Genomic DNA, 11,912 nt, shown 5'->3' with positions numbered 1-11,912 from the left:
TGTGCTTCGGAAACTGGGGGTTTACGGTTTAGGTAGCACATGGATTTCAGTTTATAATAAATAGAGAAATCTAGAATTCAGAGGATGTAGATTATGAAGAGATTAAGATTGACAAGCTGTATATGTGCGGTGGTACTTGGACTGTCTATGTTGACAGGATGTGGAAGTACATCAGATACGACTGGAAGCGCATCGGAAAGCAAGTCACAGAGTGAGGCGAGCGGTACAGACAGCAGTGATGCGGTCATGACTGTTGGTGAATATAATATAGGTAAAGGTGAACTCATGCTGCACAGTATACTTGAGATACTGTCAGGAACGGTTCAGTATGATGATATCAAAAATGATGAGGATAAGTACAAGCAGACGGTTATAGATAATATCGTGGAGACCAAGATGGCAGGGGATGCAGCTAAGGATGCAGGAATGGAGTTCACGGAAGATGATGAGAATACCAGAGACAGACTGATCAGTGATTTCACTTCGTATGTGCCGAAGTCAGTTCGTGAAAAATATGGAATAAGCGATGAGCTGATTGACTCAGTGTTCAATGACACCTCTATAATGAACAAGATAGAGACAAACACACGTAACGAACTTGGAAAGAAGCTGACCGCCGACATCAAGAAGCAGTATAAGGATTACAATTTTCAGAAGATATACTATCTAACATTCCCAAAGGTTAAGCTAGACGATGATGGCAATCCAATGACTGATGACGGTGGCAATTATGAAAATCTTGAAGACAAGGAGCTTGCTGATATGAAGTCGAAGGCAGAGACAGCCGTAAAGGAGATCAACAGCGGTGCAGATGCCAAAGAGGTTGCCAAGAAATATGGCGTGGACAGCTATTCAGAGGAGAAACAGAGTTATGTGGGCGGATATTCGGACGATATGAACGATGTTATGGACAAACTCACAGCAGGCAAGTGCACAGAGGTATATGAGTCCCAGAATGCATATTATGCCATTGCGGTATTAACCGATCATGACAGTGATATTTTAGAGAGCTTCGCTTACCAAACCGCGGAATCTCAGGTGGACACAGAACTTGAGAAGACAAAGCAGGAGTGGATAGATAGCTGTGATGACAAGGGAGGTGTCGTCTACAAGGATGATACATGGAAGAATTTCAGCCTTTTGGATATGGCAACAGATCTGAACGATCAGGGCCTTATGAAGTAGAATAAACAAAAGAATAAAAAAGATCAACAAAAATTAAACACAATAAACTAAGGGAATAAAGGACAGTCATATTTTGCAGTGGATTTCACAGCAGGATGTGACTGTCCTTTTTGTGTGAGAATAAGAATTGTGTGAGCATCAGAATAAAGTTTGGACAAAATAAAAAAAGATGTCACATTTGTGGTAATCTATTCGTTATATATAGTGAACGTTCAAAAGGACATGCCTATATGGTATTTCAAAAATGTGTTTTGGATAGAACACGAAAAAGGAACAGGGAGATCATGCATAAAGATAAAAAAGACAGTGAACTTATAGAAGAATATTACAACATGTATGAGCAGAAGATTTTCAGATTGTCAAATGTCATATTGGGAGATAAATGGCAGGCAGAGGAGGCGGTTCAGGAAACCTTTCTTCGGATAATCAGACACAGAGATACCGTGCGGAGGATGTCTGAGGAGAAGAGGGCTGCATACATAACCAGGATCGCAAAAAGTATTGCCATAGATATGTACAGAAAGAACAAAAAAGCTACTGAGAAGGTGTGTGCGTTTTCAGGAGATTCCGAATCAGCTGATGTCTTTGAAAATATGATCTGGCAGGGTGGCGGTTCTGTCGGACAGAGTGATATGACCGAGACTGTTGAGAACAGACAGATCCTGGATGCTGTGATGGGGAAGCTCTCGGATGACGATGCACTGGTGATAAGGTTCAGAGCGGAGCGGCAGCTCAGTGTGAGGGAGACGGCGGCGATCATGAATATGTCGGAATCTGCTGTGAGAAAGAAGTATGAGAGAGCTGTCAGCCGGGCACACAAATTACTTGTGAAGGAGATGATGCTGTATGGAGAATAAGAAAAAGCAGGAATATATACAGGATAGTGCACAAAAAAGCACACAGAATGATCCGGATAATGAGAGTGTTCATGTATTTTCGGCAGAGTATGAGGACAGAAAACAGAGGATCCTGCTTGGAATAAAAGATTATGAGAATACGAAAGATTCTGAGACAATAAAAGGCCAGACGGGACTAAAAAAAGAATATGGGCAGTTTAGACGGTTTGCCCGTGTGGCTGCGATACTCATATTTGCGGTGATTTTGATCCCGGTGTCGATACATGCTGCTGTCACGATATACAAATTTACGGTCAGTCAGGATGGACATACTGCGACGGGCACGATACAGGTGAATAAGGATGGTGCCTCACAGGAAAAAGTCTCGGAAGACTTTGGTACGATGGGTGACGATGCTGAAGAGAAAACTGATGTTGAGAAGGAAAAGACTGTAGAAAAATATGATTCTGCAGATGAGTATTCCGTGGTCGGAAGTGATGGCTATTCATATAGTATAAATCCTGCTGGAAGATATGTTGAGATAAATTTCAGTTATCTGCCTGCCGGTATGATCCGCTTTGAGGCAGATAAATATGATAATGGGGATCCGGACATGGGAATATCGGTGGCGGCATCCCAGTGGGACGGCGAATCGTATGACGTGGTTAACAGGGATATTGCAAATGCCAGGACTTTGAAAGCAGGGGAGTACGAGTGTCTGCTGTTTGAGAGGGGCGGTGTAGATTACTCCTTCAACAAGCTGGTATATATTCCGATAAAAGAGAAATCAATCATCATAACCATATATGCAGGCCGCGCGATCACGGACGAGGATCTGGATAAAGTTATCGAGGGAATGTCGGTAAATGAAGCTATAGGTGAAGATCCTTCAAAATGGACTTTTGTGGGAGAATTTGTATATGACGATTCTGGAATAACAGATGATACAGCAGCCAGCGCGACCTTGAAAGAAGATACATTTTCATGCGTGGATCTGAAAGAACAGTTTTTCAGATCAGGATATAAGATGACAGTCAACGATATAGAGATAAATGACAATATCGGTGATATACCGGAAAGGGACATCGTGTATTGGTTCGGCGGCCTGGACAGCAGCCTTGTGGACGCAAATGGAAAGTTCAAGACTTTTAGGTGCAGGAGACTTGTAGAGACATCTGATGATGAATTTGCAGGCTGGGGAGACTATAACGACAGCAGTCTTAGGCTTGTTACTGTGGACATGACATATGAGAGTGATGTTTCATACAGTAAAGATGGGGTAGTTGATACACTTTCTTTCTACCTGGACAGAGGAGAGATAGATGAGTCCAATGAGCTGCAGCCTCCAGTGACAACAAATTATTTTTATTCAGGAGAGGATGTGAGTGCACAGAACAGCAGATCGGTGACATTTGCATCGCCGGTATATGCAGAGATCGATGGACAGAAAGCGGATCTTGTGGACGTAGGAATAACCATGAACAGGGACGGCGAGAAACACGATCTGAAGGTGTATTTCCTTGTAGATGAGAGTGAGATAGAAGATTCATATATGTCGATATCCAACGATGATGGATATTCGCAGAAGTATGATTATATATCAGTTTACCTTGGTGAAGGAAAGTAGGGAGGATAAATATGAAGAGGCGAAGATGGATGGTATGCGCTGCGGCACTGTGCATGGTGCTGGCATGCAGTGGATGTAGAGATAAGGCAGATGACAGCACAGGAACAAATGTGTCGGTTATAGAGGGGGATGATGTGAAGGAATACAGCAGTGGAAGCGATGCTCCGACTGTAAATGAAACCACGGAAGCTACTACAGAAAATGACGACAGTGTGAGTGGAATTGCGAGAACACTGGGAATACCGGGAAGTGCTGACATAGACATTCCTGCGGATAACTGCGGAACCGTAGAGTCGGCATGTATAAAGACGGACAAGATAAAGATTCCAGATGCAGATAGGATGTATGTGAAAAAATTCACAATGGGCAAGATCGGCGTGGCAGATAGAGAGACTATATTAAAAAATATATTTGATGAGGAAGATGGAGTGTTTGAGTATCCATACGATCTCAAAGATGAAGTGAGCCAGGCCCAGAAGGACGCAATATTTGAGAATAAAGGGGCAGCGGTTGATTACGGCAGTGACTATTTTATAGGTAAGATCGACGGCACGGAATACATATTGTATTTCTTTGACCAGTCCTGGTCCACGGATGAGGGATTTGAACTGCAGCTTGCAACGGAGAGAGAAGTGCCAGAGGATATGCAGAAGCTTGGGGCAACATATGTGTCGTATATGACATATGACAGCGAGGAACTTGACGGCATCAACAGAAATGCCCCGATATGGGCGGCGGTCGATGAGGACAACAAATGTGGACTTTCCCAGAGCGAGGCTTTGACAAAGACTATGGATTATATGGCAAAGTGGGGGTTTAAGGATGCGGCAGCCACTTCCGAAAATGAGATCTACAGGGAATATGGATACTATGACGCAAACGGTGGTTCGGAGGTGTGTTGGGATGAAAAAAACGGATATTCAGTTAGCTTTGGGGCAGCAGTCAGCGGACAGCCGCTGTATCAGCCTGAAGCATTTGGTGTAGACACCATATCTCATCAGAGTGATGAAGGTAATTTTGATCCGAATAATTACTACTATATGGAGAAGTCGCAGTACAGTATAACATTTGACAGCGACGGGCTTGTCTCGTTTATATGTACATGGCCGATGTATTCAGATGAGGATGCGGTGGAAGCGGGCTCTCTCATAAGCTGGGATGAAGCTGTTGAGAGTCTGAAAAAATGTATGACTGAGCACTTTGCAGATTACACCGGATATAACAAGGTGGAGTTTAATGATGTGAGACTTACATATTTCAGGATAAAGACCGGCGATGGAGAGTATGAGGCGATACCGGTGTATGTGTTTGCTCAGCTTGATAGAGAAAGAGGCAATGACGACTCGTATCCTATACAGCTTGTGATGATAGATGCGAGGGATGGAAGCGAGGTCGGTATTGCGCAGGATAAATCCCGATTTGGCAAAAATTGATATTGCGTGTTTGAAAAAAATATTAAAGTGTACATTCATAAAGGCTATGAGAAAAATATGCTGTCTGAGTGTGCACTTTTTAGTTTTTTCAAAAAACTTTGAAAAAAAGAAAAATAAAAAAAGGATTATGAGAAAAAATACAGAATAATAAAAATGTGTGGCTAATAAAATATGATTTGTAAGAGATATTGTTAGGTTTTGTTTGTATATGTGGATAGGAGAAAACTATGACAATACGTGAAGAACAGGAATTACAGGAACATCAGATCTTGAGCCCTTATGCATCATTCAGTGACCAGTCAAGGGGGCGCGACAGGCAGGAGGAACAGTGTGATCTGAGAACGGTATACCAGAGGGACAGGGATCGTATTTTGCATTGTAAATCGTTCAGACGGCTCAAGCACAAGACACAGGTATTTTTGTCCCCCGGAGATGATCATTACAGAACTAGACTTACACACACCCTGGAGGTGGCACAGATAGCGAGGACGATCGCCAGGTCACTTAGGCTCAACGAGGATCTCACTGAGGCGATAGCACTTGGACACGACCTTGGGCACACGCCATTTGGACATGTTGGCGAGCGCACACTTGCATCATGCGCAGGCAACAATTTCAGTCATAACGTACAGAGTGTCAGGGTGGTTGAGCGCCTTGAAAACAGAGGTGAGGGACTCAATCTGACATGGGAAGTCAGGGACGGAATACTGAACCACAAGACATCGTGCACTCCGCATACTCTAGAGGGACAGTGCGTCAGACTTGCGGACAAGATAGCTTATGTAAACCACGATATAGACGATGCCATAAGGGGCAATATACTGAAGGAGGAGGATCTTCCTGGGAATATTACTGATATACTTGGCAAGACTACAAGAACAAGGCTCAACTGTCTTATACATGATGTCATAAAGACCAGTATGGGCAAGGACCAGGTGAGCATGTCGCCAGATATAGGCGATGCGCTTGGTAAGCTCAGAAAGTACATGTTTACATATCTCTACACAAACCCGATAGCGAAGAGCGAAGAGATCAAGGCGGATAAGATGCTCAGGATACTGTATGAATATTTCAGCGAGGATGCAAGCAGACTTACCAATGAATGTGTTGAGATGATATATATGGGGGAGGACCCCAAAACAGTTGTGTGTGACTATATAGCCGGGATGACGGATAATTATGCTATAGAGATGTTCAAGAGCATATATATACCTAAGTCCTGGAAAGTTTGAGGAGGAAGCGGATTGTATTATTCGGATGAAGTGATAAACGAGGTTTTGTCGCGCAATGATATCGTGGATGTCATTGGCAGTTATGCGAGCCTGAAGAAGAAGGGAAGCAACTATGAGGCCTGCTGTCCTTTCCATCACGAAAAGACTCCATCTTTTAAGGTAAACAGAGAAAAGCAGATGTATCATTGTTTCGGCTGCGGTGTCGGAGGAAATGTATTTACATTTGTCATGGAATATGAAAATCTCAATTTCCCGGAGGCGGTTGAGCGGCTTGCCGAGAGGGCTGGCATACAGCTGCCAGAGAAGTCCATGAGTGCTCAAGAACGTTCCAGAGAGCAGTACAAGATTGCTCTGAAGGAGATGAACAAGACTGCGGCGGCATATTTCCATTATATACTGAAGCATGGACAGCGGGGAGAGAAGGCTTATGAGTACTTCCGTGATACTAGAGGTCTCACGGATGAAACTATAAATAGATTTGCCCTTGGATATGCAGATATATACAGGGATGATCTGTACCGGTATCTGAAGAACAAGGGATATACAGATGAACAGCTTAAGAATTCCGGGCTTGTGGATATCACGGAGAAGGACGGCGGCGTGGACAAGTTCTGGAACAGAGCCATGATCCCGATACTGGATATCAATGGCAAGGTCATAGCATTTGGCGGACGTGTGCTGGGCGATGGAAAGCCAAAGTACATCAACACCAGTGACACTGCGGTTTTTGACAAGAGTCATACGCTGTTTGCCATGAATATTGCAAGGCGGAGCCGGAGAAAGGGATTTATATGCTGTGAGGGATATATGGATGTCATATCTATGCATCAGGCGGGATTTGACAATGCGGTGGCGTCCCTCGGAACTGCGTTTACATTTGGACATGCCAATATAATCAAGAGATATGCCGACGAGGTGTATCTGGCATATGACAGTGATGGCGCAGGCGTTGCGGCTACAAAGAAGGTCATTGCAATACTCCGTGAGGTCGGAGTCGGTGCGAGAGTTATAAATATGCGTCCGTACAAGGATCCGGATGAGTTTATACGAAATCTTGGCAGCGAGGCATTTGAGGATCGGATAAAGAAAGCGGAGAGTGGAATGATGTTCCTTGCCAGGATATATTCTGAGGAGTATGACCAGAGCGATCCTGGGGAGCGCACCAAGTTCCAGAATCAGGTGGCGAAAGAGATTTCATATATAGAAGATCCGCTTGAACGCAATAATTATATAGATGCAATAGCACGTGCTTATGTGATAAACAGGGACGCTCTTGCGGAGAAGGTTCACGACTATGGAGTGGCGGGAACCCCAAAACCAGATGTTGTGGAGAGAGAGGAGCGCCGGCTTGAGGAACAGACGACGAACCCTGATTCGGGAACCGGCAGCGGGACAGCATCACATGGAAGACAGGGCAGAGATGTCGGGGAAAATAAAACAGCTAGACTGCTGCTTACATGGCTTGTCAATGAGCCATCGCTTTTTGAAAAGCTTGACGGTGTTATAAGCGAGGAGGACTTTGATCCGGGGGTTTTCAGGACTGTTGCTGAGAAGCTGTTTTCCCAGTACCGGGAGCAGCACAAGGTGGAGCCTGCTATCGTAGTTAACACGTTTCAGGATGTGGAGGAGCAGAGACTAGTGGCATCCATGCTTCAGACCGATCTGTCCATAGACATGACGGAGGAGGAGATTAGCGGAGCCATAACTGATGTGGTGAAGAAGATCAAGCTTGCAAGTATAAAGAAGCATCTAGAGAGCGAGAATGACATTACGAAAGTGCAGCAGCTTATAAAAGACAGAAAGAAAATTGAAAAATTCAGAGTTGTGATCTGATCAACAATATAATGTGGAGGAATAATATGAGTACAATGGATACAACAAACACAAATGAGAATGAGATGATAAAGGTGAGCGATGATGAGGCGATCAACGCGAAGTTTAATGCGAAACTTCAGGATCTCCTTTCAATTGCGCACAGCAAGAAGAACGTTATCGAGGACACAGAGCTTATAAAGCACTTCAACGACCTCAAGGAGGTTGCACTGGATCTTGATACCATGCAGAAGATATTCAATTTTCTTGAGCAAAATGGCGTGGATATTCTCCAGATCACAGATACGGATGAGGAGGAGCCAGCACTTGACGAGGACGTCATCGCAGAGGGGGAGGAGGTTGAGAAGATCGACTTCACCGATACAGGGGATATTTCAAGTACTACCCAGGATCCCGTCAAAATGTATCTCAAGGATATCGGTAAGGTACCACTGCTAAGCGCAGAGGAGGAGATAGAACTTGCAAAGAGAATGGAGGCCGGTGATGAGGCCGCAAAGAAGAAACTTGCAGAGTCAAACCTTCGTCTTGTTGTAAGCATTGCAAAGAGATATGTTGGCCGTGGAATGTTGTTCCTTGACCTTATACAGGAGGGTAACCTTGGACTTCTCAAGGCTGTTGAGAAGTTCGATTACAGAAAGGGATACAAATTCTCAACATACGCTACATGGTGGATCAGACAGGCTATCACAAGAGCCATCGCTGACCAGGCGAGAACTATCCGTATCCCTGTTCATATGGTTGAGACCATCAACAAGGTAACAAGAGTCAGCAGAGATCTTCTTCAGAAACTCGGCAGAGAGCCTCTTCCAGAGGAGGTCGGCGAGGTTATGGGACTTCCAAAGGAGAGAGTACAGGAGATCATGAAGATCGCACAGGAACCGGTATCTCTTGAGACACCTATCGGTGAGGAGGAGGACAGCCATCTTGGAGATTTCATTCAGGATGAGAGCATTCCGACACCTGTTGAGGCTACAAATCAGACACTGCTCCATGAGCAGCTCGATGATGTTGTCAGCACACTCACAGAGAGAGAGCAGAGAGTTATAAAGCTCAGATTTGGATGGGATGATGGAAGGCCTAGAACACTTGAGGAGGTTGGAAAGGAATTCAACGTAACCAGAGAGCGTATTCGTCAGATAGAGGCAAAGGCACTCAGAAAGCTGAGACATCCAAACAGAAGCAGAAAGCTCAAGGATTTCCTCTACAACTAATAAATGTATAATGAAATGGAGAATGGGCCAGCCGGAATTGAAGGCTGGCTCTGCGAATATAATGGCGGATGATACAAATAAAAAGAATATAGAGCTGTCACTCAGAATGCAGACCGTTGCGGATATGGTGCAGCCCGGCGGACGCGTGTGTGACATAGGTTGCGACCATGCATTTGTGTCCATATACCTTGTGGCAAATGGCATTGCTGATCATGTCATAGCGTCTGATGTAAGGACGGGTCCATGCGCGATAGCAAGGGAAAATATAGCAAGATGGGGTATGGATGACAGGATAGACCTGAGGCTCGGCGATGGACTTGACACGGTAAAGCCAGGGGAGACAGATTCGATAATAATAGCCGGCATGGGCGGAATACTAATAACTGATATACTAAGTGCCGGAAAAACGGTTGTGGACACCGCAAAACAGCTCGTGCTGCAGCCCCAGTCGGAGCTTGAACATGTCAGAAGATATATACATGAACAGGGATGGTTCATAACCGATGAGAAGATGCTTGTGGATGCAGGCAAATATTATGTTGTCATGAGCGTTGATGTGGGCGAATCTTCGAGGAATGAAGAAAAAACAAATGACATGGTCAGGGCCGGGAATGACAGGAATGGAATGGATGCAACCGGTAATGACATAGCCGGTATAGCCAGATCTGAAAATGATAGATTCGCACATAATTCTGACTTGCAGGAAATATATTTCAAGTATGGACGCAGACTTCTGGAAAGCCACAGCGCTGTTTTGAAGGATTATCTGGAGGACAGAAGTCGATCTCTTGTCAATATCATATCCGGACTTGAACATGCGAAAACGGATAATGCGAGAAAGCGATGCCTGGAGCTGCGCCATGAACAGGAGTGTATAGAGCGGGCTCTTGAGTTAATATGACAAATGGAAGTTGGTAGTTATTATGGTCAAAAAAAGTCTGGATAAGGGTGTATCATCCCTGAAAGAAACTTCGAAGGAATGGGCGAGAAAGGTCGGCATTGACTCAGTTGAGAAACTGAATGCGATGATAGATTCAGGGCGCGGAATGGAACTGGTGCTGGTGTGTGAGGTGATGCAGAGCAACAGTATCTATGAGATCGCCAGAAGAATTGCTGCTGAAAAAAGAAGAATAATATTGATATCGGGACCAAGCTCTGCTGGCAAGACTACATTTTCCCACAGGCTGGGTATACAGCTTATGGCGTTGGGATTGAGCCCCCACGCCATCGCGGCGGACAATTATTTTGTCAACAGAGAGGATAATCCGAAGGACGAGAATGGCAACTATGACTTTGAGTGCATAGAGGCGATGGATCTTGAAAAGCTAAACACAGATATGTGCAAGCTGCTCTCCGGTGAGAGGATAGAACTGCCGGTGTTCAACTTCAGAACAGGAAAGAGAGAGTATCGCGGAAATCATCTTCAGATTGCAGATTCGGATGTGTTGATAATGGAGGGCATACATTCTCTCAATCCGGCGATGACATATGCGCTGGATGAAGCTGATAAGTACAAGATATACATAAGTCCGTTGAACCAGCTGTATGTGGACGGCGGTGACGAGCAGCAGGTAAAAGTATCCACTATGGACGGCAGACTTCTCAGGAGAATGGTCCGCGACCACAGAACACGAGGAAATGATGTGGAGAAAACCCTGTCGATGTGGAAGTCGGTAAGAAAGGGCGAGGAGACACATATCTTTCCGTATGAGAATGAAGCTGATGCGATGTTCAATTCGGGACTTATTTATGAGTACACTGCGGTCGGAAGGTCTGCAAAGCCACTTCTGCAAGCTGTTTCATCTGACTCGGAATACTATGAAGAGGCTCAGCGGCTCCTGAGATTTGTGGATATGTTCAGAGATATAGATCTAGAGTATATCCCCGCAGACTCAATACTCAGAGAGTTTGTAGGCGGAGGTTGCTTTGACATCTGAGATGTTTCAAATTATATATTAATACAAAACGGAGATGACAAATCAAAAGTGTTGATTGTCATCTCCGTTTTTGTTATTCAGATATAATGAGTTGGACTGTAAGCCGGGTTATGTCGAGAGTGATCATCTATCTAGGAGTTATGTTGCCATAAATCTCAAGCGACCTACCTGGAATGCAGCGGGCAACTGTATCATTCCACAGGTTCCACTCGGGAACCATATTTGGTCTTGCTTCGGATGGGGTTTACAGAGCCTGCTATGTTACCACAGCAGCGGTGAGCTCTTACCTCGCCTTTCCACCCTTACCATATCTGTATAAATACCGGATATGGCGGTTTATTTCTGTTGCACTGGCCTGGGAGTCGCCTCCACCGGACGTTATCCGGCATCCTGCCCTGTGAAGCCCGGACTTTCCTCACCTGCATAAATGCAGCCGCGATCACTTATCCAACTCATATAATCTTATAGCAGAACATCCGGAAAAAGTAAAGACCTAAATGCGTCGAAACAATGTAGTTTTTAATACTACTTAATACAGTTAAGAATGCTTGATGTCGATGAAGAATCGTGTTACAATACGGGTAACGATCCATGAGATTTTTGTTTGAACGCATATAT

The 11,912-nt window shown here is 44.7% G+C and carries 9 protein-coding genes and 1 other RNA gene; 9 read left to right on the top strand and 1 reads right to left on the bottom strand.

All coding sequences use genetic code 11. From position 1 onward, the window contains the following. Positions 1–93: 93 nt before the first annotated feature. The 9 genes from NQ536_RS09630 to NQ536_RS09590 all read left to right on the top strand — a co-directional run bounded on the left by NQ536_RS09630 (position 94) and on the right by NQ536_RS09590 (position 11,294). Positions 94–1,185 (top strand): peptidylprolyl isomerase, encoded by a 1,092-nt coding sequence (locus tag NQ536_RS09630; protein WP_044997762.1) that lies wholly within the window; start codon positions 94–96, stop codon positions 1,183–1,185. 284 nt (positions 1,186–1,469) lie between these two features. After that, entirely contained in the window at positions 1,470–2,042 is a 573-nt protein-coding gene (locus tag NQ536_RS09625; RefSeq protein WP_147566221.1) for an RNA polymerase sigma factor, read from the top strand. Further along, positions 2,032–3,648 (top strand): hypothetical protein, encoded by a 1,617-nt coding sequence (locus tag NQ536_RS09620; protein ID WP_004849348.1) that lies wholly within the window; start codon positions 2,032–2,034, stop codon positions 3,646–3,648. Before NQ536_RS09625 ends, NQ536_RS09620 begins: the two co-directional genes overlap by 11 nt. Before the next feature lie 11 nt (positions 3,649–3,659). Next, entirely contained in the window at positions 3,660–5,081 is a 1,422-nt protein-coding gene (locus tag NQ536_RS09615; protein WP_004849346.1) for a hypothetical protein, read from the top strand. A gap of 227 nt (positions 5,082–5,308) precedes the next feature. Beyond that, positions 5,309–6,313, top strand: a complete 1,005-nt coding sequence (locus NQ536_RS09610; protein WP_004849342.1) for a deoxyguanosinetriphosphate triphosphohydrolase — start codon at positions 5,309–5,311, stop codon at positions 6,311–6,313. A gap of 12 nt (positions 6,314–6,325) precedes the next feature. Next, a complete protein-coding gene (gene dnaG / locus NQ536_RS09605; protein WP_044997761.1) occupies positions 6,326–8,146 on the top strand; it encodes a DNA primase in 1,821 nt (606 codons plus the stop codon). Positions 8,147–8,172: 26 nt separating this feature from the next. After that, positions 8,173–9,357, top strand: a complete 1,185-nt coding sequence (gene rpoD / locus NQ536_RS09600; protein WP_022059636.1) for an RNA polymerase sigma factor RpoD — start codon at positions 8,173–8,175, stop codon at positions 9,355–9,357. Between the two features lie 10 nt (positions 9,358–9,367). Next, the gene (locus NQ536_RS09595; RefSeq protein WP_004849336.1) at positions 9,368–10,258 is read left to right on the top strand and encodes a tRNA (adenine(22)-N(1))-methyltransferase; all 891 of its coding nucleotides are present in this window, start codon (positions 9,368–9,370) and stop codon (positions 10,256–10,258) included. Between the two features lie 22 nt (positions 10,259–10,280). Beyond that, complete coding sequence (locus tag NQ536_RS09590; RefSeq protein WP_004849334.1) at positions 10,281–11,294, top strand: nucleoside kinase; 1,014 nt, start codon at positions 10,281–10,283, stop codon at positions 11,292–11,294. An 83-nt stretch (positions 11,295–11,377) separates the two neighbouring features. On the opposite strand, the gene rnpB is transcribed toward NQ536_RS09590, so the two are convergent. Continuing rightward, positions 11,378–11,749: RNase P RNA component class A (gene rnpB / locus NQ536_RS09585), an RNA gene on the bottom strand. Positions 11,750–11,912: the final 163 nt, after the last annotated feature.

Origin of the sequence: Coprococcus eutactus (genome assembly GCF_025149915.1) — a bacterium.
GTDB classification, from domain to species: Bacteria; Bacillota; Clostridia; order Lachnospirales; family Lachnospiraceae; genus Coprococcus; species Coprococcus eutactus.
The sequence above is the reverse complement of the archived record's forward strand: the minus strand, read 5'-3'. Positions and strand labels throughout refer to the sequence as shown.

Bases quoted from the DNA above. Each gene is read 5' to 3' on its own strand.
- NQ536_RS09630 (WP_044997762.1), top strand. From the start codon at position 94: ATGAAGAGATTAAGATTGACAAGCTGTATATGTGCGGTGGTACTTGGA.
- NQ536_RS09625 (WP_147566221.1), top strand. From the start codon at position 1,470: ATGCATAAAGATAAAAAAGACAGTGAACTTATAGAAGAATATTACAAC.
- NQ536_RS09620 (WP_004849348.1), top strand. From the start codon at position 2,032: ATGGAGAATAAGAAAAAGCAGGAATATATACAGGATAGTGCACAAAAA.
- NQ536_RS09615 (WP_004849346.1), top strand. From the start codon at position 3,660: ATGAAGAGGCGAAGATGGATGGTATGCGCTGCGGCACTGTGCATGGTG.
- NQ536_RS09610 (WP_004849342.1), top strand. From the start codon at position 5,309: ATGACAATACGTGAAGAACAGGAATTACAGGAACATCAGATCTTGAGC.
- rpoD (WP_022059636.1), top strand. From the start codon at position 8,173: ATGAGTACAATGGATACAACAAACACAAATGAGAATGAGATGATAAAG.
- NQ536_RS09595 (WP_004849336.1), top strand. From the start codon at position 9,368: ATGAAATGGAGAATGGGCCAGCCGGAATTGAAGGCTGGCTCTGCGAAT.
- NQ536_RS09590 (WP_004849334.1), top strand. From the start codon at position 10,281: ATGGTCAAAAAAAGTCTGGATAAGGGTGTATCATCCCTGAAAGAAACT.